Here is a 25,870-nt window from a genome sequence, read left to right on the forward strand (position 1 = left end):
CGAACAGTCGAAAGTCACGCAACTGGTGCGCGGCGATCGGCCAGTATTTCACACCGCCAAGGGCGAAGTGCACTGTGATTTCGCGGTATTGGCCGGCAATGCCTATGTACGCGGCATCGCACCAGAGCTGGATGACAAGATCATGCCGGTTGGCACCTACATTGGCGCCACCGAACCCTTGGGCGAAGCGCGCGCGAAGGCGCTGATCGGCAACGACATGGCGGTGGCCGACGTAAACTGGGCGCTGGATTATTTCCGGCGCAGCAGCGATCAGCGTCTGCTGTTCGGGGGTCGCGCCTCCTATTCCACCCTGCCGCCGCCGGACCTGTCCGGCACCCTGCGCCGGCGCATGACCCGGGTGTTCCCCGCGCTTGAAGGCGTCAAGATGGATTTTGTCTGGGGTGGCTATGTCGATATTTCGCTGAGCCGCGCCCCACACTGGGGCCGCTTGGGCCGCAATGTGTATTTCGCCCAGGGCTTTTCCGGCCATGGCATCGCCGCCACCGGACTGGCCGGCCGCATCATGGCGGAGGCCATCCGCGGTCAGGCCGGGCGTCTGGACGTGTTCAGCCGCATTCCGCACCGCGACTTCCCCGGCGGCCGCGCGCTGCGCACGCCCCTGCTGGTGGCCGCCATGGCCTGGTTCAAATTGCGTGACGCCTTGTTTTGATTGATAATAGCGGCATTGTTCCGGCCTCGGCTTTACAAGCTCCGGCTTTCGGCTTAACCTGAATTCACTTTCGACGCGCTCGCGTCGTGCACACGACCTTTCATGACCCAAACGCCCGCGCCAGAGGCCGTAGAGCCCTTTCCCGCTCATACGCCGCAACAACAGGAAATGCCGCTGGCGTTGGTCAAAGGCCAGCCGGTCTTGCAGATGCCGCAGGATCTGTATATCCCGCCAGATGCGCTGGAAGTCATCCTGGAAAGCTTCGAAGGCCCCCTGGATCTCCTGCTGTACCTGATCCGCCGCCAGAACCTCGACATCCTCGACATTCCGGTGGCCGAAATCACCAAACAATACGTGTCCTACATTGGCGTGATGGAAGATCTGCGTTTTGAACTCGCTGCAGAATATCTGGTGATGGCCGCGATCCTTGCTGAAATCAAATCGCGCATGTTGTTGCCGCGTCCGCCTTCGGAAGACGGCAACGAAGTCGATCCGCGCGCCGAACTGGTACGCCGCCTGCAGGAATACGAACGCTTCAAGAAAGCCGCCGAAGACCTCGACACCCTGCCGCGCCTGGAGCGCGATACCAGCATCGCACATGCGTTCATGCCCGACCGCATCATCCAACGTAGTCCGCCGGATGTGGATCTGAAGGAAATGCTGCTGGCCCTGCGCGAGGTACTCAAGCGTGCCGACCTGTTCAGCCGGCACGCCATCAAACGTGAAGCGCTGAGCGTGCGCGAACGCATGTCGATTGTGCTCGACCGTCTGCGCGATGGCCAGTTCCACAGCTTCGAAAGCTTCTTCATTCCCGAAGAAGGCCGCATGGGTGTGGTAGTAAGTTTTCTATCCATCCTCGAGTTGGCCAAGGAACGCCTGCTGGAAATCGTGCAGGAAGCGCCGCTGGCTCCCATTTTCATCCGCGCCCGTGAGCTCACCGCCGAAGAAGCCGAGGCCACCGAACGCGACAATGCCATGCAATCCGAATTCGACGAACCGTCAGCCTGATCCGAATATGAGCGAAAACGACCTGAACCTTGCCCCGATCCTGGAAGCCTCCCTGCTGGCCTCCACCCTGCCGCTGAGCACCACCCAGCTTTACGGTATTTTCGGCGATGCCCCGCCAAAACCCGGCGCGATCGAGCAAGCCTTAACCGAACTTAAAGCGGCCTGCGAGGGTCGTGGCGTGGAGCTGGTTGAAGTCGCCTCGGGCTGGCGCTATCAGGTCAGAAGCGAGGTTCACCCTTATGTAGCAAGGCTTTGGACCGAACGCCAGAGCAAGTACACCCGTGCCACGCTGGAAACTTTGGCCCTGATCGCCTACCGACAACCGATTACCCGCGGCGAGATTGAACAGATCCGGGGCGTCAGCGTCAGTGCATCTATGATAAAATCGCTGGAAGAACGGGAATGGATTCGCGTTCTTGGTCACCGCGATGTGCCCGGGCGCCCCGAGCTGTTCGGCACCACCAAGACCTTTCTGGATTATTTTGGCCTGAAGAGCCTCGATCAGCTGCCGCCTCTGGCGGAACTGAAGGAATATCCGGAACTGGAACCGCAGCTGTCCTTCGATATATCCGAGCCCATTCCGGCTCAGGCTGCCGTAATCACGGAGCCGAGCGGAGATCTGCCGGACGAAACCGACCACGCCAACCCCGAGACCGAGCCGTCCACCGTATCCGTCGAGACGACGACTGACCCCTTGCAGCACTGAGGCGCCCTCCGCGCCGGAGACAATCCCGAATGAGCGAGAACACTCGCAAAGTCCTTTCATTGAAAGGCAAAGACGCTGAACCCAAGCATAAAACATCCGAACGATTGCACAAGGTCCTGGCCCAAGCTGGCCTGGGTTCACGCCGTCTGCTGGAAGAACGCATCGCGCAGGGCGCGGTCAAGGTCAACGGCGAAACCGCGCAGACCGGCCAATCAGTCGCCAGCGGCGACCGCATCGAAATCGATGGCAAGGTGTTCGTGGCTTCGGCCCTGAGCGAACCGAGCTCGGTGCTGATTTACAATAAGCCCGAAGGCGAAGTGACCACCCGCGAAGATCCCGAAGGTCGCCCGACCATTTTCGATGCCCTGCCCCGCCTGAAAGGCGCGCGTTGGATCGCGGTTGGTCGTCTCGACATCAACACCACCGGTCTGTTGTTGCTGACCACCGACGGCGAACTGGCCAATGCCCTGATGCATCCGTCCGGCAACATCGAACGCGAATACGTCTGCCGCATCCACGGCGAAGTGCCCGACAATGTGGTCGATCGCTTGGCCCGCGGCGTAGCACTGGATGACGGCCCGGCCAAATTCGAAAAAATCGAACGCATCGGTTCCAGCGACTCGCATGCCTGGTTCCAGGTGGTCATCACCGAAGGCCGCAACCGCGAAGTGCGACGCCTGTGGGAATCACAGGGCTATCAGGTCAGCCGCCTGAAGCGCGTTCGCTATGGCGACATTAGCCTGCCGCGCCTGCTCAAGCGCGGCCAGTGCGTGGAGCTGGAACAGGCCAAAGTGGAATCCCTGCGCGCCCATTTCGGCCTCGACAACAACGCGCCGGTGCTGACCCTGCAACCGGTCATCGGCCAGCGCAAATCGCGTCCGACCGAAATCCGCGTCGGCAGCGACCGCAACCAAAATGCTTACGTCAACGGCCATGTTAACGAAGAAGCCCGTGAACTGCGTCGCTTCGACCACGTGCGCGAAGAGCGCCCGCGCGGCGGCCGTGGCCGCCCGGGTGCCGGCGTCAAGAAGCCGTTCAATAAAGGCGGAAAATTCGGCGGCGACAACGCCGGCAACCGCGCCCCGCATGCCGGCAAACCGTTCAACAAAGGTCCGCGTCCGGAACGCGATGACAACTTCGGCAACCGCGCCGAGAAACCGCGTTTCAACAAAGGTCCGCGCAGCGGGCAAGGCGCCCAGCCGGCCGGCGAGTTCAAGTCCTGGTACGTGCCCGAGGGTGTGGATACCGGCTCACGCGTAGCTCCGCCGCGCACGCCGCGTGCCCCGAAGCCTTTCGGCGAACGCGGTCCGAAACCTTACGGCGATCGCGCCGCCAAGCCGTTCAATAAGCGTGGCCCACGCCCGCAGGGAGATCGACCGCAAGCTGACCGCGCGCAAGGCGACCGTCCGTATGCCCCGCGTGGTCCTAAGCCCTATGGCGACCGCCCGCAAGGTGATCGTCCGTTCAATGCCCGGGGCCCCCGACCGCAGGGCGATCGTCCGTTTACGCCACGTGGCCCGCGCGCCGATGGCAACCGTGCCGGTCCGAAACCGCCGTTCAAGAAACGCAAGCCGGAAGACGGCTTTCCCTCGGACGATTGATGCCTGAAAAAAGCCCGCGAAAGCGGGCTTTTTCATGTTATGCCGGCGGTTGATGCTTGATTGTCAGATCGCGCACGATTAAGAAACAGCATATCGGCCGCACCTGCACCGCGAGGAAAATTAGGGGGACCTCTGATTAAGCTAAGTCTTTGTCCGCGAAAGTATAGCGACAAGCCCCGGTCACGCCTATTATCGGGAGTGCAAGAGGGGATTTTTGCTCCATTTACAGACCAAGCCGAGGTAATCATGAAAAAGGCACAACACACGCTGGTGGCTTCCATCAGCATCGCCCTGCTGACGCTGGGCGCCTGCAAGAAAGAAGAGGCACCGGCCGCACCTGCAGCCGCCGCGCCTGCGCCTGCGCCTACACCTGTAGCGGCACCGATTCCGCCGCCACCGCCGAGCGCCGAGCAAATGGCCCAGGCCGCCGAAGAGCGCAGCAACACATTGGAAGCCGATGATACCACCTGGTCGCCGGAGGCCATGGAAGAACTGTTGGCGCCGATTGCCCTTTACCCCGATACCGTGCTCGAACAGGTGCTGGTCGCCTCGACCAACCCGCAGGAAGTGCTGGATGCCGGTAACTGGCTGTTCGATAATCCGAGCCTGAAAGGCAAAGCCCTGGACCAGGCCGCCGAAGCGAAGGGCTTCACCCCGCCGGTGCTGGCGCTGGTGCAGTTCCCGGAAACCGTAGACATGCTCTGCCAGGAAATGGCCTGGACCACCGAGCTCGGCCAGGCCTATGTGAATGACCAGGCCGGTGTGATGGAGGCCGTGCAGCGCCTGCGCCGCCAAGCCAGCGATGTCGGTACTTTGAAATCCTCGCCGAAAATGACCGTTTCCACGCAAACCGTCGATAAAGTCCAATACGTGACGGTATCGCCGCCGAGTCCGGAAGTCATCTATGTGCCGCAGTACGATCCGGTTTCGGCCTATGCACCATTGCCGTCGGCACCCGCCGCCCCAACCACCTCCACGGTGACACAGCAAGGTCACAGCGATGGTGCTATGGTCACTACCGCCATCATCGCCTTCGGTGCCGGCATGCTGATCAACGAAATCTTCGATGACGACGACGATTACTGCAACCGCTATTCCTACAGCTACAACTGCCATGGCGGCAGTTACTGGGGTCGGCCGCCGGTGTATTACCCGCCCTATCCATACCGTCCGAATTACGGCAATGGGTTCTATCCCAGCTACGGTTACAACCGTCCGGGCTACAACAATCGCCCCGGTTACAACAACGACAGCTTCAACAACAATAACGTCAACATCAATATCAATGGCAACAATAATGACTATTGGAACCGCTACGACAACACCAATCGCCGCCAGGAAGCACGCAGTCCGATTTCCCAGGCCAATCCGAAGCGCAGTGATCTGAACGATCTGAACCGCCAGGCCGCGAAAGGTCCGAAGCGCCCGGCACCAACCCAAGGTCCCGAGTTCAACGATCGGGAAGCCTACAAAGCCGCACGCCCGGCCAATCGCAGTGCCAGTAACCGCAACAGCATCACCGGCAAGCCCGGATCTGCGGCAAGTGGCAAGGTACAGGGCAACTACAAAGGCGCCAAGCCGAACAACGACAAGATGGCTGCCGGTAAAGCGGCCGGTGCCGCGGCCAGCCGCGATTTGCCGAAGGTGCAGGGCTCTTACGCCGGCAGCAAGGAGAAATCAGCCATGACGAACCGGGATGTCGCCAGCAATAAATCAGCACGCCCGGCACCCGGCAAGGGCAATGCGCAGCGGCCGCAGCCAAATAATAAGGGTGGCGCGGATCGTGGCTATGCCGATGCCAGCCGTGATCGGGTGCAGGCGCAGAACCGTCCTCAAGCCGACAAATCCATGCCGAACAAAGCAGCGCAGGATCGTATGCAGCAGGACCGCCAACGGCAAGATCGGCAAACGCAGAACCGGCAACTGCAAGAACGTCAGCAACAAGATCGCCAAGCGCAGAACCGCCAGCAGCCGGACCGTCAGCAGCAGAACCGCCAACAAAATCCGTCTGCTGTTTCCGGCAGTTCGCGTGGTGGCAATGACGCCCGCGCTGCCAGCCAACGCGGCAGGCAAAGCATGCCCGATGGCGCCCGCAACAAACAACCCGCTAATAAAAAGCAGCGTTAAGGAGCACACCCATGTCAAAGAAATCTCGGATTCTGCAAAGCTTCGCTGCCATTGTCCTGCTGGGTCTTGCCCTGACCGGTTGCAACCGGAAAGCGGAAGCGCCTCCGGTTCCCGAATCACGCCTGTTCGCCACGCCGGAAGCGGCAGTCGATGCCATGGTGGTGGCTTTGGAAAAACAGGATAAAGACGCGCTCAGCCGTATTCTTGGGCCGGACGGTGTGGAAATCCTGTCATCCGGCGATCCGGTGTCCGATGCCGGCGACCGTGACGAGTTCCTGGCCGCCTTCAAGGCCAGGCACGCCCTGCAGCCGGATGGCGAACGCAAAACCTTGGTCATCGGTACCAACGATTGGCCGTTCCCGATTCCGTTGGCTAAGCAAGGCAACAAGTGGTACCTAGATACCGCGGCCGGTGCCGATGAGCTGATCTACCGCCGCATCGGGGAAAATGAACTGGGTGCCATCGCCGTCAGCCGTGGTTATGTGGATGCCCAGAAGGAATATGCCTCCCTCGGCCGTGACGGCGGTGAACCTGGCGTCTATGCCATGAAAATTCTGAGCGATGCCGGTCGCCAAAACGGTCTGTACTGGCCGACATCGGAAGGCGAAGACTCTAGTCCGATCGGCGCATTCGTGGCCGAAGCTGCGGCGGAAGGTTACCGGACCGAATCGGCAACGGCTTATCACGGTTACCGCTACCGTCTGCTGTACCGTCAGGGCGACAAAGCCGCAGGCGGTGCCAAGGATTATTTCGTGGATGGCCGTCTCACCGGTGGCTTTGCCATGATTGCCTGGCCGGCCAATTACGGCAACAGCGGGGTCAAGAGCTTCCTGATCAATCAGGACGGCACCGTGTTCGAGAAAGACCTGGGAGAAACCACCGTAGAAGCTGCCGCCGCGATTGACAGCTTCAATCCGGATGAGGGCTGGAAAGCTCTTCCGGCCCAGTAATGCCTGAAGGCTTCCTGAAAAAACCCGCTTCGGCGGGTTTTTTCATGCGCGGAATTTCATGGAAGGGAATCCAGACGCAGCAATTTCCCGGAGTCAGTAATCAAATACAGCGCTCCATCCGGCCCCTGTTCGATATCACGTATGCGCTCACCCAATTCACCGAGCAGCCGTTCGCGCTGGACTTCCTTGTCACCTCGGTACTGGATTCGCCACAGTGCAGTACCGGCCAGTGAAGCCAACAGCACATGATTGCGCCACTTAGGAAATTCAGTGCCGGTATAGAACAACATGCCCGAAGGAGCGATCGAACGCGGCCCCCAGACGCTCAAAGGCTCAACGAATTTTGGACTATGTTTACCGCCGCCAAGGCGGCATTCATCACTGATGGGATCGCCGTAATTACATCCATAGCTGGCGGTCGGCCACCCGTAATTTTTTCCGGCCTGAACCCGGTTGATTTCATCGCCGCCCTGCGGACCATGCTCGCTTAACCAAAGCATGCCGGTGTCGGGATGCAGGGCCGCGCCCTGCGAATTACGATGCCCCAGACTGTAAATCTCCGGACGTGCGCCGGCAGTCTTCCACTTCGGATTATCCGTGGGAATGCGTCCATCGCGTTGGATGCGCACGACTTTACCAATGCTCTGTTGCATATCCTGGGCCGGCGTGAATTTCTGGCGATCGCCCAAAGTAATGAATAGGGATTTGTCGCGTCCGAAGACAAGGCGCGATCCGAAATGTCCAGCACCTTCGACTTTGGGAATCTGGCGGTAAATGATCTCAGTGGACTGCAGCCGTCCACTGCTGAGTTTGGCCCGCGCTACAGACGTGCCGGAAAGCCCGTCCTCCCCGGGCTCGGCATAGGACCAATACAGCCATGGTGTGCGGGAAAAGTCTGGATCCAGTGCTACATCCAGCAGACCGCCCTGCCCCTGGGCGGCAACCCGTGGCAAACCGGTGATGGTGTGTTCGATACGGCGGCCATCGGCCGATAGCACCGCGATGCTGCCTGATTTTTGGGTCACCAGCAAACGGCCGTCCGGCAGGAATGCCATGCCCCACGGTGATTTCAGCCCGGTATTGCGTTCACTCAACTGCAAGGTGTAATCGCTGGATTTCAGAAGCTGTGTTTTCTGTGCCATAACCAAACCGGGAACACACCATACTGCCAGGCCGAGACTCCAACAACGTAAGATCTTGTATGCCATGAAAAGTCTCCTCAATCGTGTAGGGTGAAGGTGTCGGCATCCAAATGCATGGGGAACCGTTGCCGGAATGCTGCCAGTTCGGCATTAGAAATACGGGCACTCTGTGCCTGTGGCGTGCTTCCGGATTCGACCATGGTCTGTCCAAGGAAATCGAGCACCGTGCTGCCACCGAGGTAATGCAGACCGTTGCCATCAACGCCGGTCCGGTTAACGCCGACTACGTAACTGAGGTTTTCGATGGCGCGAGCCTTCAGCAGAGTCTGCCAAGCGAAATGCCGCGGACTCGGCCAATTGGCCACATAGATCAACAAGTCATAATCGTAACCATCAGACTGGTGCTGTCCGAAACGGTTTCGCGAAAACACCGGGAAACGCAGGTCGTAACAGACTAGAGGGCAGATGCGCCAGCCTTTGTATTCGACGATGCACTTCGCCCTACCGGCGGTATAGCGTTCGTGCTCGCCGGCCATGCGGAATAGATGGCGTTTGTCGTAATGCTGGAGACTGCCATCCGGTGCGGCCCACAACATGCGGTTGAATACCGAATCACCGTCACGGATCTGCACGCTGCCGGTGACGACGGCATTTAGGGCCATCGCCTGCTCGCGCAGCCAGGCCACGGTCGGGCCATCCATGGCTTCTGCCTGCATCAGCGCGTCGTTGGAAAATCCAGAGGTGAAGGTTTCCGGCAGCACGATGATGTCGGCATCCGGCGCCATTCCGGCCAGCAGCGCGGTGTAGTAATCACGGTTGGCCTGCGGGTCATGCCAGACGGTATCGGCCTGCACGATGCGGATATTGAGATCAGCCGGACTCATACCCGCTCCAGACGTGCAATGGCGGCGTCCAGGGTATCCGAATTTTTGGCAAAACACAGACGCACTAAGCGCTGGCCGGCCGGCGGTGTTTCATAGAATGGCGACAACGGAATGGCCGCCACGCCTTTTTCCGTGCACAGCCAACGGGCAAAGTCGGCATCGGGCAGATCGGAAATGGCAGAGTAATCGACCAGCTGAAAATAGCCGCCAGGCACCGGCAGGGCTTTAAAGCGGGTGTGCGTCAGCTTGGCCGCCAGGTAATCGCGCTTGGCTTCATAAAACGTACCAAGTTCGGCGTAATGCTCGGGCTGCTGCATGATCATTTCGGCAAACGCCCATTGTGCTGGGGCGAAACTGCAGAAGGTGTTGTATTGATGTACCTTGCGGAACTCTGCCGAAAGCGCCTTGGGCGCAATGCAGTAGCCGATTTTCCAGCCGGTACAATGATAAGTCTTGCCGAAACTGGAAATCACAAAACTACGTTTGGCCAGCTCCGGATAACGCAGGGCACTTTCATGCCGGACACCGCCGAACACGATGTGCTCGTAGACCTCGTCGGACAACAGCAGGATATCGGTGTCATCGGTCAGCGCGATCAGGCGTTGCATGTCATCGGCCGACCATAACGCACCGGAGGGATTATGCGGAGTATTGATGAAAATCATCCGGGTTTTCGCGGTGACCGCCGCCTGCAAGCGGTTCCAGTCGACCGAAAAATCGACAGGATCCAGCGGCACATGCACGCAGACCCCTCCGGCCAAATCGATGGCTGGCTCATAACAGTCATAACAGGGGTCGAGCACGATGACTTCATCGCCGGGCCGGACCACGGCTAGGACCGCATTAAAAATCGCCTCGGAGGCGCCACTGGTCACCGTGACTTCGGACTCCGGACAGGCGGCATGGCCGTAACAGGCCGCGGTTTTGGCGGCAATGGCCTCACGCAGGGCCGGAATGCCGGTCATCGGCGCGTACTGGTTCTTGCCGTCGCGCATGGCGCGGCTCAGGGCATCCACCAGAAACTCCGGCACCGGAAAGTCGGGAAATCCCTGACCCAGATTGACGGCCTGATGCTGCATGGCCATCTGCGACATGACCGTGAAGATGGTGGTACCGACCTTCGGCAGCTTGGTTTGCAGAGGCATGGCGGGGTTCCAGTATGACTTGAATCACTATTATGCAACAGGATTCCGAAATTCACGGGAAATTGCCGTTTAAGTACTTGTAAAACCGCTAAAATAAGCGGGTCGTATTCCGGAACCCGTCTGCCCGCATGTCCGCCGCCATCGCCGCCTTGATTCAAGCCGATGCTCTGTGCTTCTCGCGCAATGCCGAACGTATTTTCGGGCCGCTGGATTTTCAATTACAGGCCGGCGAAGCACTTATGGTCAAGGGCGATAACGGTTCCGGAAAAACCACTCTGCTGCGTGTATTGGCCGGACTACTGCCACCGGAGTCCGGACAGATTCGTCTGCATGGAAACCCGTTCAGCCGAGATGCTTTCGTGCACCTCGCGGCGTATCTGGGACATCGGCATGGCCACAAAGCCGAACTGACTGTGCTTCAGAACCTGCGCTTCACTGCGAGCTTGCACGGTCCCGTCAGTGACTGCCATCTGGAAACCTTGATTGCCGAATCCGGCCTCGCCGGATTCGAAGACACCCCAGCCGGAAAACTGTCCGCCGGTCAGAACAAACGTCTGAGCCTGGCCCGGCTGCAGGCCCGGCCGAGCACGCTCTGGTTGATGGATGAACCTTATGCCAACCTTGATCTGACCGGTATCGATTGGGTCAACCGTTTGGTCAAGCAACATCTTTCGGCCGGCGGCGCCGCGCTGATCAGCACGCATGGCGCCTATGCCGCACCTGCAGCGCCGGTTCGTCAGCTGGATCTCACCCGGAGCAGAACCCATGCGTGAACTGCACGCCCTGCTTGCCCGCGACCTCGGACTGATCTGGCAGAAACGTACCGATGCCGCCCAACCGATGCTTTTCGCCCTGATGGTCTGCGTGATGTTTCCCTTGGCAATGGGTTCTGAGCCTGTACGGTTGGCGCAGAGTGCCAGTGCGGTGATCTGGGTCGCGCACTTATTGGCCAGCATGCTGGTGCTCGACAATCTCTACCGCAGTGATTTTGAAGACGGCAGTCTGGAACAATTGCTGCTGGCACCGATTCCGCTGCCAATGGTGATTGCCAGCAAGGTCGCCGTGCATTGGCTGACCACCGCCATGCCACTGCTAGTGCTGACCCCGCTCCTGGCCCAACTACTGTTTCTGCCCATGAGCCTGTTGCCGGTACTGATGCTGAGCCTGCTGATCGGTTCGCTGTTGATGAGTCTGATCGGTGCGGTGGTGGCGGCACTGACCCTGGGCATTCGACGCTCCGGACTCCTGCTGGCGCTGATGGCGCTGCCGATGTATGTCCCAGTGCTGGTGTTCGGCGCCGGCAGCGTGTGGTCGGCCGGCCAGGGTCTGCCCTGGCTGGGCGCGATTTGGTTGATGTGCGCCGGCCTGGCGCTTCTTTTGGTGCTGGCGCCATGGGCCGCCGCTAGCGCTCTGCGTTTGGCCCTGAGTTGATGCGACGATGAACAAACTCCTGCTTTGGTTCAATCAAACCGGTTCGCCTGCCCGCTTCGACGCCTTCGCGCGACGCTGGAGCATGCCAAGCTTGTTACTGGCGCTAATCTTGATGGCTGTCGGCATCTACGGCGCGTTGTTGTCAGTACCCCCAGACTATAAGCAGGGGGATAGCTTCCGTATTCTTTACATCCACGTTCCATCGGCATGGATGAGCCTGTTGATTTTCGTAATCATGGCGGTACAAAGCGCCATCGCCCTGATCTGGCGCATCAAAATCTGCGAACTGATTGCCATGGCATCGGCACCTATCGGTGCGATGTTCACCGCCATCACTTTAATCAGCGGTGCGGTCTGGGGCAAACCTACCTGGGGAACCTGGTGGACCTGGGATCCGCGTCTGACCTCCGAATTGGTGCTGCTGTTTCTCTATCTTGGCGTCATCGGACTCTACAATGCCATTGATGACCGCCGGGCCGCTGGCCGGGCCGCCGCTTTTCTTGCCATCATCGGCGTGGTCAATGTACCCATCGTGCATTTTGCAGTGACCTGGTGGAACACCCTGCATCAGGGCGAAACCATCCGTCTAATCGGCCCGTCTAAAATGGACAGCAGCATGGTCTGGCCCCTATTGGTTATGGCACTCGCCACCAAGCTCTGGTATGTCGGCTCGGTACTGGTACGCGCACGCGTGCTCAATCTGCAGCAGGAAAGCCATAAACAATGGGCCCTCGAACGTTACGGAGAATCCACATGAATCATTGGATCTACATCGCCCTAGCCTACGGCGCATTCGTCGCGCTGATGCTCTGGGATTATCTGTTGCCACAAGGGGCGTTGAAAAACGCAATCCGGAGCATCCGCCGGCATCAACGCAAGGGCACATCCGCATGAACCCCGTCCGTAAACGCCGTCTGATCCTGGTCAGCCTGGTATTACTTGCCGCCGCCGCTGCTGCGGCATTCATCGCCCTCGCCCTGCAGGAGAACATCAACTACCTGCATACTCCGTCGGAAGTCCGAGCCGGAAAGACACCGGAATCCGCACGCTTCCGGCTTGGCGGCGTGGTCTGCAACGGCAGTGTGCAACGCATTGAAGGCACGCTCGATGTACGGTTCAACATCACTGATGGCAAACGCTATGTGCCGGTCCAGTTCAATGGCATTCTGCCAGACATGTTCAAAGAAGGCACCAGCGTGATTGCTACCGGAAAAATGAAAGGGGCTGAATTCGTTGCCGGCGAAGTGCTGGCCAAGCATGATGAAACCTACATGCCGGCGGAAGTTGCGAAAAGCATGAGCCCCGAAATGCAGGCCAAGATGAGTCAGGGACCGGCCCTGCATTCGCTTGACTGTGGAGTGCCTTGATGCTGCCTGAACTCGGTCAAATCGCTCTTCTCGTCGCATTCGTGCTGTCCCTGCTGCTCGGTATCCTGCCCCTGTGGGGCGCACAGCGCGACAATGTCGGCTTGCAGTTGATCGCACGCCCGCTGGCATTTGCCCTGCTGGCTGCGGTCACCGTTAGTTATATCCTGCTGACCGTGGCGTTCGTACAGCATGATTTCTCGGTCGCCTATGTCGCCAAAAATTCCAATACTCTGCTGCCGCTGATGTATCAGATTTCGGCGGTCTGGGGTGCCCACGAGGGCTCCCTGTTGCTCTGGGTTCTGACACTCTGCGTTTGGATTGCCGCCGTTGCGGTTTTTTCCAAGAATTTACCGGATGTGGTCCGGGCCCGGGTGCTGGCCATCATGGGGCTGGTGGCACTGGGCTTTCTGGCCTTTACCGTCATCACCTCCAATCCGTTCGAGCGCATGCTGCCCGCACCGATGGAAGGCCACGACCTCAATCCGCTGCTGCAGGATCCGGGGCTGATTTTCCATCCGCCTCTGCTGTACATCGGCTATGTCGGCTTCTCGGTGGCATTCGCTTTTGCCATCGCAGCTTTGATCGACGGCCATATCGATACCCGTTGGATCCGCTGGGCACGCCCTTGGACCAACGTGGCCTGGGCTTTCCTGACGCTGGGTATCGCACTCGGCAGTTTCTGGGCCTATTACGAACTGGGCTGGGGCGGCTGGTGGTTCTGGGATCCGGTCGAGAACGCCAGCTTCATGCCCTGGCTGGTCGGCGCCGCTTTGCTGCATTCGCAGGCCACCACCGAAAAACGCGGCAGCTTCTCCAGCTGGACCTTACTGCTGGCCATTGCTGCCTTTTCGCTCTCCCTGCTCGGTGCCTTCCTAGTGCGCTCGGGCGTACTGACTTCGGTGCATGCCTTCGCCTCCGATCCTGATCGCGGCATGTTCATCCTCGCCTTCCTGTGCTGCGTGGTCGGCGGCTCGTTGGTGTTGTTCGCGCTGCGCGCCCCGAAAGAAGCAGGCAAGCCCTTCCACTGGCAATCCCGCGAGAGCCTCCTGTTGCTCAACAATCTGCTGTTGACCGCGGCCGCGGCCATGGTATTGCTCGGAACCCTGTACCCCTTGCTGGCCGATGCGCTCGGACTGGGCAAAGTATCGGTCGGCCCGCCCTATTTCGGGAAGCTGTTTTTGATTCTGATGGCGCCGATGGTATTGCTTATTCCATTCGGCCCACTCAGCCGCTGGCAACGAGAAAATCTCGGCGATGTCGCGCGCTGGCTGACACCCTGGTTGGCACTGGCCATGGTGATTGCCACCATCGCCTTTTTCCAAGCCCCGCAGCACCCGCTTAAATCCGCGATGGCTTGGTTTTCTGGCGTCTGGATCGCACTCGGCACAGCACACTTTGTCTGGCAGCGCTTCCGGCAGGCGCAGGGACGATTCACTGCGGAAATGATCGGCATGGTCACAGCACATGCCGGCGTCGCTGTATTCTGTTTCGGCGCGCTGATGACCGAAGGCCTAAGCGTGGAAAAAGACGTGGCGGCAAAACCTGGTCAAAGCTTCGAGGTCGGCGACTACCGATTCACCTTCCTTGGCGTCAAGGAGGTTGCCGGGCCGAATTTCATCGCGCAACGGGGCGATATCCAGGTCGGCGTCGGCGAGCGAAATTTTCACATCCTGCATCCTGAAAAGCGCCAATATGCTTCCGGCGGCAGCAGCATGACCGAAGCAGATATGCACGGCGGTCTGACCCGTGATTTGTATGTCGCTCTGGGCGAGCCAATCGATGATACCGGTGGCTGGGCATTGCGTCTGCATGTAAAACCGTTCGTGCGCTGGATTTGGTTCGGTGCCGTCATGATGGCGCTCGGTGCGCTCATCGTGATCTTCGATAAACGCTTCAAACGCAAAGGTCATGAAGCATGAGTCGCCTGCTACCCTTGCTGGCATTTATCGCGGTTGCGTTGTTGCTATTTGTTGGTGTACGCATGAATTCAGGAAAGGATAACTCCGCCATTCCTTCGCCGCTGATCGGAAAAACGGCACCGGCAATGCTATTGCCGGAATTGGTGCTTCCGGAATCCCGCCTCGGGATCGCAGACCTGAAAGGCAAAGCCTATGTTCTCAATGTCTGGGGCAGCTGGTGCGTCAGTTGCCGCGTCGAACATCCGGTCATCACCGAGCTGGCGCAATCCGGAACCGTGGTCGTGGGTTATAACTACAAAGACAGTCCGGAAGATGCCGCGCGCTGGCTAGCCCGGTACGGCAATCCGTTTGCACTGGTCGTTCAGGATCGCGATGGCCAGGCGGCTTTGGACTGGGGCATTTACGGTGCGCCGGAAACCTTCGTGATCGATACCACCGGCGTCGTACGTTTCAAACATGTCGGGCCGCTGACGCCTGAAATCGTACAAGAAAAAATTCTGCCGCTGTTGCCAGAGGCTCTATGAAAAATATCTGCGCAATGCTGACACTGCTCGCCGGATTTCTGTTTTCCGGAAACACCAGCGCGCTTGATCCGATCGACTTCCAAAACCCGGCAGAAGAACAGCGCTTCAGGGCATTGGCGGCTGAACTGCGTTGCGTGATGTGCCAGAACCAGAGTATCGCTGACTCAAATGCGCCGATTGCGCACGACCTGCGCATGGAAGTGTTGCGCCTAATGCGCGATGGCAGTAGCGATGAAGAAATCAAGCAGTATCTAGTGGCGCGCTATACCGATTTTGTGCTGTACGAACCGCCGATGCGTGGCAGCAATTGGCTGCTATGGGTCGGGCCGTTCGTTATCCTGCTGATCGGCGGATTTGCCGTGGCTTCGGTCATCCGGAGCAAACAGAAACAAGCGGATACCGGCAACGATGCCGGCGAGGAATGGTAATGGTCCTGTTCGTTTTGCTTAGTGTGCTGTTGGTGCTATTGCTGCTGGCCATCGCGTTTAAACCACTTTGGCCAAAACAACGTGGCCTTGCCGCCGCCTTGTTGCTAGGCTGCGCTGGACTCACTGCTGCTTTGTATTGGCAATTCGGACGTCCTGAAGCCATTGGCTACCAGCCAGCACCGGCGGCCGAAGAGACGGTCGAACACGCCTTGGCCGAACTTGCGACGGTTGTCAGCGAGCAGCCCACCAATCTCGAAGCTCGCGTTCTTCTGGCGCGCAGCTATCTTCAGACCGGGCAGTACCAGGTAGCGCAACCGCACTTCGCCAAAGCCCTGCAACTGGCTCCCGGCAATGCCGGACTGATGGTTGATTATGCGGAATCCATTTTCCGCGCCGGTAAACCGGATATCCCGGATCCGCGCGCACGTGCATGGCTCGACAAAGCGCTGCGCATCGAGCCGGACAACCAGCGCGCCCTCTTCTTCAGCGGCATCCTGCTGTTACAGGCCGGCCAACCGAAGGATGCGGCCAGCGTCTGGGAAAGCCTGCTGCCGCAGGTTGATGCGGCAACCGCGCAGGCATTGCTGCCGCAGATCAATCGTGCGCGGGTCGATGCCGGACTCCCGGTCATGGCCATGCCAGGTGTTCGTGCCCTCAGCATCTCGGTCGATGTCGACTCCACTCTGAAAAACCAAACGCCCCCGGGTGCTGTCATGTTCGTGTTTGCGAAACGCATTGATGGCGCCGGTCCGCCTCTGGCAGCGAAGCGGATTCCGCTCACTGCGTTCCCGATTCAAGTGCAGTTATCCGATGCCGATTCGGTCATGCCGACAGACCGCTTATTCAGCCAATCCGGATTCGTTCTGCAAGCACGTGTTTCGGTCAGCGGCACCGCCGAAGCCGGCACCGGGGACTGGCAAAGTATGCCGGTTATGATGCAATCAGATAAACTGGCTCCGGTCACTTTGATTCTGCGTCAGAATCCATGAGCGAATTCATTTCCACCGGTACCCGCTTTGCGCCCCTGCCTTCGCCTTTTGCATTCAAGCGCGGCGGCAGCCTCAACGGTGGACGCATGGCCTACGAAACCTGGGGACAGTTGAATCCGGCACGTGATAATGCCGTGCTGATTCTTACCGGGCTCTCACCCAGCGCCCATGTCGCCAGTTCCTCGGAAAACCCCGAAAAAGGCTGGTGGGAATCGATGGTAGGTCCGGGCAAGGCCATCGATACCATGTTCTGGCATGTCATTTGCATAAACACATTGGGTAGCTGTAAAGGCTCGACAGGCCCTGCTTCCATGGATCCTGTTACCGGAGAGGCCTACCGGCTTCAGTTTCCGGACCTTTCCATCGAAGACTGCGCCAGTGCCGCGAAAGCGGTATTGAACCACCTCGGCATCGAGTCGCTGGCCTGTCTTGTCGGAAACTCGATGGGGGGCATGGTGGCACTTTCGTTTTTGCAGCAGTTTCCGCTGTTCACTCATAGCCACATCAATATTTCCGGAAGCGCCCAGGCCCTGCCCTTTTCCATTGCCATCCGCTCACTCCAGCGTGAAGCGATCCGGCTCGATCCACATTGGAATCTTGGACGCTATGACACTGCCGAATATCCCCGTAATGGCATGCGTATCGCCCGTAAACTGGGTGTAGTCACCTACCGTTCAGCCATGGAATGGGACGGCCGTTTCGGACGGGTGCGCCTAAACAGTGATACCCCCCAGGAACGGTTCGGCATGGAGTTCGAGGTTGAGAGCTATCTGGAAGCACATGCTGAACGTTTCGTCGATCAGTTCGATCCGAACTGCTATCTCTACCTCAGCCGCGCCATGGACTGGTTCGATGCCTGCCAATCCTGTGCACGTGGTGGCGATGATGTGGTCGGCGCTCTAACTGGCATCAGCCTGCAGAGTGCACTCATTCTCGGCGCGACCACCGACATCCTGTTTCCGCTGCACCAGCAACAGCAGCTTGCCGACGGGCTGGCACGGGGCGGTGCCAAAACCCGCTTCATGGCGCTCGATTCCCATCAAGGACATGACGCGTTTCTGGTCGATATTGATCAATTCGCCCCACCCATCCGACACTTCCTCGACGAACTCAGGAAAACTCCATGAACGATCTCGCTTTTACCGGAAAAGAACATCTTCTCGAGCTAATCCGCGGAGCCTGCGCAGCTTCCGACACGCAAGCGACCATGGCCATTCTGCGTGACGGCCTGAGCAGCCTAATCACCTCGAAATCAGTTTTCCTGCCGGAGTGTGTCTATGAGCCGGTGGAAGGCCACTATGCCCGCCGCGAAATCTATAAGTGTCCGGAAACTGGGGTCAGCGTGGTCGCAATGACCTGGGGGCCTGGTCAAGGCACGCCAATTCACGACCACTGCGGCCTTTGGGGTGTCGAGGGCGTCTGGCAAGGTGAAATCGAAGTCGTCCAGTATGAACTAATGGAAGACCAGCCCGATCGCTGCCGTTTCGAGCGCCTCACGCCGGTCATGGGCGGCGTCGGCTCTTCGGGCTGCATCATTCCGCCGCATGAATACCACACCATCCGCAACCCGAGTCCCGATAAAATCGCAATTTCCCTGCACATCTACAAGGATAGTATGGGCGACTGCTCGATTTTCGAACCGCTTGGCGACGACTGGTATAGCAAAGGTCGCAAGTTGCTTTGCCTTGATCCGGTCGACTGTGAATAAGCCGTCCGATTGGGTATAATAGGTATGCACATGCCGGTGTGGCGGAATGGTAGACGCGGCGGACTCAAAATCCGCTTATGGTGACATAGTGTAGGTTCGAGTCCTATCACCGGTACCAATTATAAAAAAACCCCTTCATTACTGAAGGGGTTTTTATTGCCGGTAAGGCCACCAGCCAGCACCGGTCCTGGCATAGCGGTCGGCTGCCTGCTCGAAGCAGTTTTTATGACTAATGCCGCCATGCAGGAAATATAGGGGCAGAAACAACACACCCAAGGCCATGGTCTGATACACATGCGCCCGCTCGTGACTGCCGATACGCACGCACTCATCGCCTCCGAAGGCCGCGCAGTGGTAGGTCAGGGTCGGCTCGTCGAGCGAGGCGCCGGTATGCAGAATGACCTGCCCGAGCGTCAACGCGCCATGCCTGAAAAACCGGAAGTCGGAAAAAACCACAGCCGCATCGGAAAACGACACGCGCGCGCCGAGCAGAAGGGTTCCGGCGCCGAGCACCAAGCCGACCGCCGTCACCGGCAAGGCCCAGAGGCTGCCGAGCGCAAACAGGATCCGGTTTTTCCAGCACGGGCTCATGCCGTCAGTGTACACAAATCTCTTGCCCACGAAAAAGCGGGCCGAAGCCCGCTTTTTGCGTCAAGCTAGTGCGTTTATTCGGCAGTGTCTTCATCCAGCGCCTTCATCGACAGGCGGATGCGGCCCTGCTTGTCGACTTCCAGTACTTTCACTTTAACGATATCCCCTTCCTTGAGCTTGTCGGAGACTTTCTCGACGCGCTCGTTGGAGATCTGCGATACATGCACCAGGCCGTCTTTGCCCGGGGCGATGGTGACGAATGCGCCGAAATCCATGATCTTGGCGACTTTGCCTTCATAGATGCGGCCAGGCTCGACGTCGGAGGTGATCGACTCGATGCGGGCACGGGCGGCTTCGGCGGCGGCATTGTTGACCGAAGCGATGGTGATGGTGCCGTCGTCCTGGATGTCGATCTGGGTTCCGGTTTCCTTGGTGATGGCCTGGATGACCGAACCGCCCTTGCCGATCACTTCGCGGATCTTGTCCGGATGGATCTTCAGGGTCAGCAGACGCGGCGCGAATTCCGACATTTCGGCACGCGGCGTCGACAGGGCTTTCGCCATTTCGCCGAGGATGTGCAGACGGCCCTGTTTGGCCTGCTCGAGCGCGATGCGCATGATTTCTTCGGTGATGCCTTCAATCTTGATGTCCATCTGCAATGCAGAAATGCCCTGCTCGGAACCGGCCACTTTGAAATCCATGTCGCCGAGGTGGTCTTCGTCACCCAGAATGTCGGACAGCACGACGAAATCGCCACCTTCCTTGACCAGACCCATGGCAATACCGGCAACCGGGGCTTTCAGCGGAATGCCGGCATCCATCATAGCCAACGATGAACCGCAGACCGAGGCCATCGAGGACGAACCATTGGACTCGGTGATTTCCGAAACGCAGCGGATGGTGTACGGGAATTCTTCCATATTCGGCATGACGGCCATGACGCCGCGCTTGGCCAGACGGCCGTGTCCGATTTCACGGCGTTTCGGGGCGCCGAAGCGGCCGCACTCGCCCACCGAGTACGGAGGGAAGTTGTAATGGAACATGAAGTTTTCTTTGTATTCACCGGACACGGCATCGATGATCTGACCATCGCGGGCAGTACCGAGGGTAGCCACTACCAGGGCCTGGGTTTCACCGCGGGTAAACAGGGCCGAGCCATGGGTACGCGGTAGCACCGAAGTACGCACGCTGATCGGACGCACGGTGGTGAGATCGCGGCCGTCGATGCGGACTTTGGTCTTCAGCACGGAAGCGCGCATGGTTTCGTATTCAAGTTCGCCGAATTCCTTCGACATTTCGGCACTGATCCAGCCATTGGCGTCGGCATCGGCTTTCAGGCTTTCCATCACTTCGGCTTTGATTTTGGCGATGGCATCACGGCGTTCGAGCTTTTCGCGGATGGCGAAAGCAGCTTCCAGACGGCCGCCGACGGCGGTTTTGAGCGCCGCAATCATGGCCTCGTTCTTGGCCGGAGCCTGCCAGGTCCACCTGCTGACGCCGACTTCGGCAACCAGTTCGTTGATGGCATTGATGACGGTCTGCATCTGCTGATGACCGAACATGACGGCACCCAGCATTTGCTGTTCGGACAGCAACGCGGCTTCCGATTCCACCATCAGCACGGCACCGGCGGTACCTGCGACGACCAGCTCGAGCTGCGAGGTAGCCAGTTCGGCGGCGGTCGGGTTCAGGATGTACTGGCCGTTGGCGAAACCGACCTTGGCGGCGCCGATCGGACCGTTGAACGGCGCGCCGGACAGGGCCAGGGCGGCGGAGGCGCCGATCAGGGCCGGGATGTCGCCGTCGACTTCCGGATTCATCGACACCACGGTGGCGATGATCTGCACTTCGTTGCGGAAACCTTCCGGGAACAGCGGGCGGATCGGACGGTCGATCAGGCGGGAAATCAGGGTTTCCTTCTCGGTGGCACGGCCTTCACGCTTGAAGAAGCCGCCCGGAATACGGCCACCGGCATAGAATTTTTCCTGGTAGTCGACGGTGAGCGGGAAGAAATCCATGCCCTCGCGCTGCGACTTGGCGGCCACGGCGGTGACCAGGACCACGGTGCCTTCGACGCTGACGATGACCGAACCGCTGGCCTGACGCGCGATTTCACCGGTTTCAATGCTGACTTGATGCTTTCCGTATTGGAAGGTTTTCACGATTTTTGCCACTGTATTATCCTCTTTGATTTCCGCGAGATGGGCCACATGCCCGTCTTTGGTGTACTGCAAAAAATAACGCGGCGCCGAAGCGCCGCGTTGGGTGGTTAGCGACGTAAGCCGAGGCGCTGGATCAGGGCCTGGTAACGCTCGCTGTCTTTCTTTTTCAGATAGGCCAGCAGGCTGCGACGCTGGTTCACCATTTTCAGGAGACCGCGGCGCGAGTGGTGGTCTTTCTTGTGGGTCTTGAAGTGTTCGGAAAGGTCTTCGATGCGGGCAGTCAACAGGGCGACCTGGACTTCCGGGGAGCCGGTATCATTGGCGGCGCGTTTGTGCTCGCCGATGACTTTGCTGGTATCAATGGACATATCAATTCTCTATGAAGATGCGAATTCGGCAGAAGCGCGGGCTGCGCAACCGCCATAACCGCCGGTTAAGGGAGCCTCGGCCGGAAGGCGCGAAGCCCGTATATTATACTCGATTCAATCAGTTAGTGGGGATTAATGGTACTAATTGACTGCCGCCCAGCGAAATAGACGCTGGACCGTAAGCTCGCCCTCAGCGCTCATTTCGGCTAATCCCAAGGGCAGCCCCTCGCCGTTGCAGAGCTGGATCCGTTCACAGGCCTGCACCGGCCCGGAAATGCGGATTTTCTGGCCCATACCCACACGTCGAGCCTGCTCGGCGTCCAGTACCAGCTTCGGTACTGCCACCAAGGCATCGGCGACCGGGTGCAGAACGCTGTCCAATTCCGGCAGACCACGTTCCGCAAGGGTCTGAAGGGTGTCCAAGGTCCACACGGGGAGTGCCTGAAACGGCTCCACCCAAAGCCGACGCAGGGCCGTAACATGGGCGCCGCAGCCCAGGGCCTCGCCCAGATCGCGCACCAGGCTGCGGATATAGGTTCCTGAACCGCAGGTCACGTTAAGGCTGAGGCTCCTTTCATCCAATGCCAACAGTTCGATGGCATGGATACGGACCGGACGCGCCGGCAGAGCGATGACATCGCCGCGGCGTGCCTTCAGATACATCGGCTCACCGCCCTGCTTGAGCGCCGAGTACACGGGCGGCACCTGCAGGATGTCGCCGATGAATTCCTGCACCAGGGTGTCCATCTGCGTGCGGGAATAATTGCCAATCGCTCGCTCACGCAGAACCTGGCCATCGGCGTCATCGGTATCGGTGGTGATGCCGAGGACGGCATTGACCTGGTAGGCCTTGTCGTTACCCAGCAGCAGGCCGGCAACTTTGGTGGCTTCGCCCAGACAGATCGGGAGCACGCCGGTCGCCAGCGGATCGAGCGCACCGGTGTGGCCGGCTTTTTCGGCCCGATATAGGTTACGGACTTTCTGCAAGGCCTGATTGGACGTCATATCCTGGGGCTTGTCGAGCAGAATCAGGCCATCGACCGGGCGTCGGACAAAATTGAACTGTGCTTTCTTCATGCAGGAAAAAACCGCCCGGGGGCGCTCAGAGCGATTCGGGCTTCGGGCTTTCGCGCAGCAGTTGCTCGATGCGTTCGCTCTTATCGACCGAATCGTCGTAATGGAAATGCAGCTCGGGCACATGCCGCATCTTGACTGCATGCGCCAGCTGGAAACGCATTTCTGGCGCCAGCTCGTTCAGTGCTTTCACAGCAACTTTGGACGAATCCGACAACAAGGCCGTCACGAAAACCTTGGCATGCGCCATATCACGGGTGAGTTCGACATCGGACACGCTCAGCGATGGTAGGCCATGCTCGCGCACCGTAGCGTGCACAATCTGGCCCAGCTCGCGACGAAGCTGGGCGGAAACACGATCGGTCCGGTGAAAACTCTTCTTCGCCATCAGAGGCTACGTGCCACTTCGATACGTTCGAAGCATTCGATCTGATCGCCCGGCTTGACATCATTGTAGGCTTTCACCGCAATGCCGCATTCGGTACCACTACGGACTTCCTCGACGATATCCTTGAAGCGACGCAGACTCTCCAGCTCGCCTTCGAAAACCACGACACTGTTGCGCAGTACGCGGATAGGCTTATTGCGCTTGACCATACCTTCGATGACCAGCGAACCGGCAACGGCACCGAACTTGGAACTGCGGAAGACATCACGTACCTCGGCGATACCGATGATTTCCTCGCGGATCTCGACACCCAGAAGACCGGAAGCGACCTGCTTGACCTGGTCAATGACGTCATAGATGATCGAGAAGTAGCGCAGGTCAATACCGTTGCTTTCGATGATGCGCCGCGCCGAGGCATCGGCACGAACATTGAAACCGATGACCACGGCCTTGGATGCAGCCGCCAGAGTCGCATCCGACTCGGTGATGCCGCCGACGCCGGAAGAAATGACGTTGATGCGGATGGCCTCGTTGGTCAATCCGGTCAGCGAATCGCGCAATGCTTCCACCGAACCCTGCACATCGGCCTTGACCAGGATGTTGAGCACCTGCTGGCCCTGTCCGGCACCCATCTGCGCCATGACATCTTCCATGCGCGATCCGGGCTGTTTGACCAGGCGCGATTCACGGCGTTTGATTTCACGTTGCTGGGCGACCTCCTTGGCCAGGCGTTCATCAGCCACGACAACGAAGTCATCGCCGGCATCCGGCACGCCGGAAAGACCGAGCACCTGTACGGGAATGGAGGGACCAGCGGAGTCGGCCTGCTTGCCGTTCTCATCGAACAGCGCACGCACACGGCCATACTGCAGGCCGCTGACCAGATAATCACCTTTCTTCAGGGTGCCTTCCTGCACCAGCACGGTAGCGACCGGGCCACGGCCCTTATCGAGCGAGGATTCGATGACTACACCGCTGGCACGGGCATCGACAGTGGCTTTCAACTCGAGCAACTCGGCCTGGACCAGAATGGATTCCAGTAAATTGTCGACACCGTCGCCGGTCTTAGCGGAAACCGGCACGAACTGGATATCACCGCCCCACTCCTCCGGCACCACTTCCAATTTGACCAGCCCCTGCTTGACGTTGTCGGGGTTGGCTTCGGATTTGTCCATCTTGTTCATGGCCACGATCAGCGGTACCTTGGCGGAACGGGCATGCTCGACCGCTTCGATGGTCTGCGGCATGACGCCGTCATCAGCGGCAACCACCAACACCACGATGTCGGTCAGCTTGGCGCCACGGGCACGCATGGCGGTAAACGCGGCATGGCCCGGGGTATCCAAGAAGCTGATGACCCCACGCGGAGTCTCCACATGGTAAGCGCCGATGTGCTGGGTAATACCTCCGGCTTCGCCGGTGGCAACCTTGGTACGGCGGATATAGTCAAGTAACGAAGTCTTGCCGTGATCAACGTGCCCCATGATGGTGACCACCGGCGGACGTGCAGTCTTATCACCCTGAACCTCATCCAGATGCGCAACCAATGCCAGTTCAGCATCGTTATCATTGGCCTGCACAGCTTTATGACCAAGCTCCTCAACCACCAGAACGGCGGTATCATGGTCGATGACCTGATTGATGGTGACCATCATGCCCATCTTGAACAGGGCACGTACCACCTCGGAACCCTTCATCGCGAGTTTGTTGGCGAGTTCGGAAACCATAATGGAGTCGCCGATGGCGACTTCGCGGGTAATTGGCGTCGTCGGACGCGAAAAACCATGCTGACCGGTCGCGATCCGCGAGGCTTCCAGGACCTTCTGCTTTGGCTTCTTTTTGCCGGCACTGACGCGGCGTTCGCGTTCGGCTGCAGTCAGGTGCAACTGGCCGCTGATATTCTGCAACGCGGAATCATCGTCGATGTCGTTGTCGACCATGACGTGCGAACCTCGCACCTTGTGCTTAGCAGTTTTGCTCGGCAACTTGTCCTTGGCGGTCTTTGCCTGTTCGTGGCGAAGGGCTTCGGTCTTGTGCGGTTTGTGACCGTGCTTTTCATCACGTTCACGACGGGACTCATGTCCGGCGGCATCGGATTCGACGGCGCCTACCTTCTTTCCGGCCAGCTCGGCTAACGCAATGCGGGCTTTTTCCTCGGCCTCACGGATGCCCCGTTCCTTTTCGGTACGCTCCGTTTCGATCTGCTCGCGACGTGCACGGTCGAATTCGCTCAGACGCGCCTGCTCCTCGGCATTACGTGACTTCGACTGCTCGAGCTTACGAAGCAACTCTTCACGCTCATCGGATACCGGCACCGCGGCTTCATCACGTTTGACATAGGTTCGCTTCTGACGAACTTCGACGGCAACCGTGGTCTTGGATTTGCCGGAACTGGCAATCGTCAGTTCTTCCGTTTTGCGCCGGGCAATGGTGATCTTCTTGGGTGCGGCAGCGGCATCCGCCGGCTTCTCGGTCTTACCATGCGAACGGCGCAGAAATCCGAGCAGCTTGATCTTCTCGGTACTGCTGACGATCTGATCCGGACCAGAGAATTCCATGCCGGCATCGGCAAGCTGCTTGAGCAGCTTGTCGACCGGCAGCCCGACGATTTTTGCCAACGATCCTACGGTTACTTCTGACATGGAGATGTCGATCCTTAAATTTTGTGATGCTGATTACATGATGTGT

26 protein-coding genes and 1 tRNA gene are annotated in these 25,870 nt (G+C 59.0%); 18 read left to right on the plus strand and 9 right to left on the minus strand.

Going from position 1 to position 25,870, the window contains the following annotated elements; translation table 11 throughout:
• From ACIQ0Q_RS04495 to ACIQ0Q_RS04520, 6 genes are all read left to right on the plus strand, one after another.
• Positions 1-670: NAD(P)/FAD-dependent oxidoreductase (locus tag ACIQ0Q_RS04495; RefSeq protein ID WP_395771758.1), on the plus strand; the 670-nt coding region annotated here is incomplete at its 5' end.
• A gap of 102 nt (positions 671-772) precedes the next feature.
• Positions 773-1,678, plus strand: a complete 906-nt coding sequence (locus tag ACIQ0Q_RS04500) for a segregation and condensation protein A (RefSeq protein ID WP_395771759.1) — start codon at positions 773-775, stop codon at positions 1,676-1,678.
• A 7-nt stretch (positions 1,679-1,685) separates the two neighbouring features.
• Positions 1,686-2,384 carry an SMC-Scp complex subunit ScpB gene (scpB, locus tag ACIQ0Q_RS04505; protein WP_395771760.1) on the plus strand — a complete coding sequence of 233 codons (699 nt, stop codon included), beginning with the start codon at positions 1,686-1,688 and terminating at the stop codon, positions 2,382-2,384.
• Positions 2,385-2,413: 29 nt separating this feature from the next.
• On the plus strand, positions 2,414-3,985 hold the full coding sequence (gene rluB, locus ACIQ0Q_RS04510; protein ID WP_395771761.1) for a 23S rRNA pseudouridine(2605) synthase RluB: 1,572 nt from the start codon (positions 2,414-2,416) through the stop codon (positions 3,983-3,985).
• Between the two features lie 246 nt (positions 3,986-4,231).
• The gene (locus ACIQ0Q_RS04515) at positions 4,232-6,112 is read left to right on the plus strand and encodes a DUF3300 domain-containing protein (protein ID WP_395771762.1); all 1,881 of its coding nucleotides are present in this window, start codon (positions 4,232-4,234) and stop codon (positions 6,110-6,112) included.
• An 11-nt stretch (positions 6,113-6,123) separates the two neighbouring features.
• Positions 6,124-7,062: a DUF2950 domain-containing protein gene (locus tag ACIQ0Q_RS04520; RefSeq protein WP_395771763.1), complete on the plus strand. Its 939-nt coding sequence runs from the start codon at positions 6,124-6,126 to the stop codon at positions 7,060-7,062.
• Between the two features lie 56 nt (positions 7,063-7,118).
• Here the strand turns inward: ACIQ0Q_RS04520 and ACIQ0Q_RS04525 are convergent, their stop codons facing one another.
• The 3 genes from ACIQ0Q_RS04525 to ACIQ0Q_RS04535 are packed head-to-tail and all read right to left on the minus strand — an operon-like array spanning position 7,119 to position 10,233.
• Positions 7,119-8,270, minus strand: coding sequence for a PQQ-dependent sugar dehydrogenase (locus ACIQ0Q_RS04525; RefSeq protein WP_395771764.1), 1,152 nt, complete (start codon positions 8,268-8,270; stop codon positions 7,119-7,121).
• 11 nt (positions 8,271-8,281) lie between these two features.
• A complete protein-coding gene (locus ACIQ0Q_RS04530) occupies positions 8,282-9,088 on the minus strand; it encodes an amidohydrolase (protein ID WP_395771765.1) in 807 nt (268 codons plus the stop codon).
• Complete coding sequence (locus tag ACIQ0Q_RS04535; protein ID WP_395771766.1) at positions 9,085-10,233, minus strand: pyridoxal phosphate-dependent aminotransferase; 1,149 nt, start codon at positions 10,231-10,233, stop codon at positions 9,085-9,087. Before ACIQ0Q_RS04535 ends, ACIQ0Q_RS04530 begins: the two co-directional genes overlap by 4 nt.
• A gap of 128 nt (positions 10,234-10,361) precedes the next feature.
• Between ACIQ0Q_RS04535 and ccmA the strand changes: the two genes are divergently transcribed.
• From ccmA to ACIQ0Q_RS04595, 12 genes are all read left to right on the plus strand, one after another.
• On the plus strand, positions 10,362-11,006 hold the full coding sequence (ccmA, locus tag ACIQ0Q_RS04540) for a heme ABC exporter ATP-binding protein CcmA (RefSeq protein ID WP_395771767.1): 645 nt from the start codon (positions 10,362-10,364) through the stop codon (positions 11,004-11,006).
• Positions 10,999-11,664 carry a heme exporter protein CcmB gene (gene ccmB / locus ACIQ0Q_RS04545; RefSeq protein WP_395771768.1) on the plus strand — a complete coding sequence of 222 codons (666 nt, stop codon included), beginning with the start codon at positions 10,999-11,001 and terminating at the stop codon, positions 11,662-11,664. Before ccmA ends, ccmB begins: the two co-directional genes overlap by 8 nt.
• 7 nt (positions 11,665-11,671) lie before the next feature.
• Positions 11,672-12,421: a heme ABC transporter permease CcmC gene (gene ccmC, locus ACIQ0Q_RS04550; RefSeq protein ID WP_395771769.1), complete on the plus strand. Its 750-nt coding sequence runs from the start codon at positions 11,672-11,674 to the stop codon at positions 12,419-12,421.
• On the plus strand, positions 12,418-12,558 hold the full coding sequence (locus ACIQ0Q_RS04555) for a heme exporter protein CcmD (RefSeq protein WP_395771770.1): 141 nt from the start codon (positions 12,418-12,420) through the stop codon (positions 12,556-12,558). The genes ccmC and ACIQ0Q_RS04555 overlap by 4 nt, the downstream gene beginning before the upstream one ends.
• Complete coding sequence (ccmE, locus tag ACIQ0Q_RS04560) at positions 12,555-13,031, plus strand: cytochrome c maturation protein CcmE (RefSeq protein ID WP_395771771.1); 477 nt, start codon at positions 12,555-12,557, stop codon at positions 13,029-13,031. The genes ACIQ0Q_RS04555 and ccmE overlap by 4 nt, the downstream gene beginning before the upstream one ends.
• Positions 13,031-14,950, plus strand: coding sequence for a heme lyase CcmF/NrfE family subunit (locus ACIQ0Q_RS04565; protein WP_395771772.1), 1,920 nt, complete (start codon positions 13,031-13,033; stop codon positions 14,948-14,950). Before ccmE ends, ACIQ0Q_RS04565 begins: the two co-directional genes overlap by 1 nt.
• Entirely contained in the window at positions 14,947-15,474 is a 528-nt protein-coding gene (locus ACIQ0Q_RS04570) for a DsbE family thiol:disulfide interchange protein (protein WP_395771773.1), read from the plus strand. Before ACIQ0Q_RS04565 ends, ACIQ0Q_RS04570 begins: the two co-directional genes overlap by 4 nt.
• Complete coding sequence (locus tag ACIQ0Q_RS04575; protein ID WP_395771774.1) at positions 15,471-15,902, plus strand: cytochrome c-type biogenesis protein CcmH; 432 nt, start codon at positions 15,471-15,473, stop codon at positions 15,900-15,902. Before ACIQ0Q_RS04570 ends, ACIQ0Q_RS04575 begins: the two co-directional genes overlap by 4 nt.
• Positions 15,902-16,891, plus strand: coding sequence for a tetratricopeptide repeat protein (locus tag ACIQ0Q_RS04580; RefSeq protein WP_395771775.1), 990 nt, complete (start codon positions 15,902-15,904; stop codon positions 16,889-16,891). Before ACIQ0Q_RS04575 ends, ACIQ0Q_RS04580 begins: the two co-directional genes overlap by 1 nt.
• Positions 16,888-18,018 carry a homoserine O-acetyltransferase gene (locus ACIQ0Q_RS04585; protein ID WP_395771776.1) on the plus strand — a complete coding sequence of 377 codons (1,131 nt, stop codon included), beginning with the start codon at positions 16,888-16,890 and terminating at the stop codon, positions 18,016-18,018. The genes ACIQ0Q_RS04580 and ACIQ0Q_RS04585 overlap by 4 nt, the downstream gene beginning before the upstream one ends.
• On the plus strand, positions 18,015-18,599 hold the full coding sequence (locus ACIQ0Q_RS04590; RefSeq protein ID WP_395771777.1) for a cysteine dioxygenase: 585 nt from the start codon (positions 18,015-18,017) through the stop codon (positions 18,597-18,599). The genes ACIQ0Q_RS04585 and ACIQ0Q_RS04590 overlap by 4 nt, the downstream gene beginning before the upstream one ends.
• A gap of 32 nt (positions 18,600-18,631) precedes the next feature.
• Positions 18,632-18,717, plus strand: a tRNA-Leu gene (locus ACIQ0Q_RS04595).
• Positions 18,718-18,752: 35 nt separating this feature from the next.
• Here ACIQ0Q_RS04595 and ACIQ0Q_RS04600 read toward each other — a convergent pair.
• From ACIQ0Q_RS04600 to infB, 6 genes are all read right to left on the minus strand, one after another.
• Positions 18,753-19,205, minus strand: coding sequence for a hypothetical protein (locus ACIQ0Q_RS04600; RefSeq protein ID WP_395771778.1), 453 nt, complete (start codon positions 19,203-19,205; stop codon positions 18,753-18,755).
• 59 nt (positions 19,206-19,264) lie between these two features.
• A complete protein-coding gene (gene pnp, locus ACIQ0Q_RS04605; protein WP_395771779.1) occupies positions 19,265-21,364 on the minus strand; it encodes a polyribonucleotide nucleotidyltransferase in 2,100 nt (699 codons plus the stop codon).
• 95 nt (positions 21,365-21,459) lie between these two features.
• Positions 21,460-21,720 (minus strand): 30S ribosomal protein S15, encoded by a 261-nt coding sequence (gene rpsO / locus ACIQ0Q_RS04610; protein WP_395770787.1) that lies wholly within the window; start codon positions 21,718-21,720, stop codon positions 21,460-21,462.
• 141 nt (positions 21,721-21,861) lie between these two features.
• The gene (gene truB, locus ACIQ0Q_RS04615) at positions 21,862-22,797 is read right to left on the minus strand and encodes a tRNA pseudouridine(55) synthase TruB (RefSeq protein WP_395771780.1); all 936 of its coding nucleotides are present in this window, start codon (positions 22,795-22,797) and stop codon (positions 21,862-21,864) included.
• 25 nt (positions 22,798-22,822) lie between these two features.
• Positions 22,823-23,182, minus strand: coding sequence for a 30S ribosome-binding factor RbfA (rbfA, locus tag ACIQ0Q_RS04620; RefSeq protein WP_395771781.1), 360 nt, complete (start codon positions 23,180-23,182; stop codon positions 22,823-22,825).
• Positions 23,182-25,824: a translation initiation factor IF-2 gene (gene infB / locus ACIQ0Q_RS04625; protein WP_395771782.1), complete on the minus strand. Its 2,643-nt coding sequence runs from the start codon at positions 25,822-25,824 to the stop codon at positions 23,182-23,184. Before infB ends, rbfA begins: the two co-directional genes overlap by 1 nt.
• Between the last annotated feature and the right edge of the window lie 46 nt (positions 25,825-25,870).

This window comes from Arenimonas sp. (genome assembly GCF_044348765.1).
GTDB lineage: Bacteria > Pseudomonadota > Gammaproteobacteria > Xanthomonadales > Xanthomonadaceae > Arenimonas.

What these genes read in the sequence shown, in the direction of transcription:
- ACIQ0Q_RS04500 (WP_395771759.1), top strand. Translation starts at nt 773, where the DNA reads ATGACCCAAACGCCCGCGCCAGAGGCCGTAGAGCCCTTTCCCGCTCAT.
- scpB (WP_395771760.1), top strand. Translation starts at nt 1,686, where the DNA reads ATGAGCGAAAACGACCTGAACCTTGCCCCGATCCTGGAAGCCTCCCTG.
- rluB (WP_395771761.1), top strand. Translation starts at nt 2,414, where the DNA reads ATGAGCGAGAACACTCGCAAAGTCCTTTCATTGAAAGGCAAAGACGCT.
- ACIQ0Q_RS04515 (WP_395771762.1), top strand. Translation starts at nt 4,232, where the DNA reads ATGAAAAAGGCACAACACACGCTGGTGGCTTCCATCAGCATCGCCCTG.
- ACIQ0Q_RS04520 (WP_395771763.1), top strand. Translation starts at nt 6,124, where the DNA reads ATGTCAAAGAAATCTCGGATTCTGCAAAGCTTCGCTGCCATTGTCCTG.
- ACIQ0Q_RS04525 (WP_395771764.1), bottom strand. Translation starts at nt 8,270, where the DNA reads ATGGCATACAAGATCTTACGTTGTTGGAGTCTCGGCCTGGCAGTATGG.
- ACIQ0Q_RS04530 (WP_395771765.1), bottom strand. Translation starts at nt 9,088, where the DNA reads ATGAGTCCGGCTGATCTCAATATCCGCATCGTGCAGGCCGATACCGTC.
- ACIQ0Q_RS04535 (WP_395771766.1), bottom strand. Translation starts at nt 10,233, where the DNA reads ATGCCTCTGCAAACCAAGCTGCCGAAGGTCGGTACCACCATCTTCACG.
- ccmA (WP_395771767.1), top strand. Translation starts at nt 10,362, where the DNA reads ATGTCCGCCGCCATCGCCGCCTTGATTCAAGCCGATGCTCTGTGCTTC.
- ccmB (WP_395771768.1), top strand. Translation starts at nt 10,999, where the DNA reads ATGCGTGAACTGCACGCCCTGCTTGCCCGCGACCTCGGACTGATCTGG.
- ccmC (WP_395771769.1), top strand. Translation starts at nt 11,672, where the DNA reads ATGAACAAACTCCTGCTTTGGTTCAATCAAACCGGTTCGCCTGCCCGC.
- ACIQ0Q_RS04555 (WP_395771770.1), top strand. Translation starts at nt 12,418, where the DNA reads ATGAATCATTGGATCTACATCGCCCTAGCCTACGGCGCATTCGTCGCG.
- ccmE (WP_395771771.1), top strand. Translation starts at nt 12,555, where the DNA reads ATGAACCCCGTCCGTAAACGCCGTCTGATCCTGGTCAGCCTGGTATTA.
- ACIQ0Q_RS04565 (WP_395771772.1), top strand. Translation starts at nt 13,031, where the DNA reads ATGCTGCCTGAACTCGGTCAAATCGCTCTTCTCGTCGCATTCGTGCTG.
- ACIQ0Q_RS04570 (WP_395771773.1), top strand. Translation starts at nt 14,947, where the DNA reads ATGAGTCGCCTGCTACCCTTGCTGGCATTTATCGCGGTTGCGTTGTTG.
- ACIQ0Q_RS04575 (WP_395771774.1), top strand. Translation starts at nt 15,471, where the DNA reads ATGAAAAATATCTGCGCAATGCTGACACTGCTCGCCGGATTTCTGTTT.
- ACIQ0Q_RS04580 (WP_395771775.1), top strand. Translation starts at nt 15,902, where the DNA reads ATGGTCCTGTTCGTTTTGCTTAGTGTGCTGTTGGTGCTATTGCTGCTG.
- ACIQ0Q_RS04585 (WP_395771776.1), top strand. Translation starts at nt 16,888, where the DNA reads ATGAGCGAATTCATTTCCACCGGTACCCGCTTTGCGCCCCTGCCTTCG.
- ACIQ0Q_RS04590 (WP_395771777.1), top strand. Translation starts at nt 18,015, where the DNA reads ATGAACGATCTCGCTTTTACCGGAAAAGAACATCTTCTCGAGCTAATC.
- rpsO (WP_395770787.1), bottom strand. Translation starts at nt 21,720, where the DNA reads ATGTCCATTGATACCAGCAAAGTCATCGGCGAGCACAAACGCGCCGCC.
- truB (WP_395771780.1), bottom strand. Translation starts at nt 22,797, where the DNA reads ATGAAGAAAGCACAGTTCAATTTTGTCCGACGCCCGGTCGATGGCCTG.
- rbfA (WP_395771781.1), bottom strand. Translation starts at nt 23,182, where the DNA reads ATGGCGAAGAAGAGTTTTCACCGGACCGATCGTGTTTCCGCCCAGCTT.
- infB (WP_395771782.1), bottom strand. Translation starts at nt 25,824, where the DNA reads ATGTCAGAAGTAACCGTAGGATCGTTGGCAAAAATCGTCGGGCTGCCG.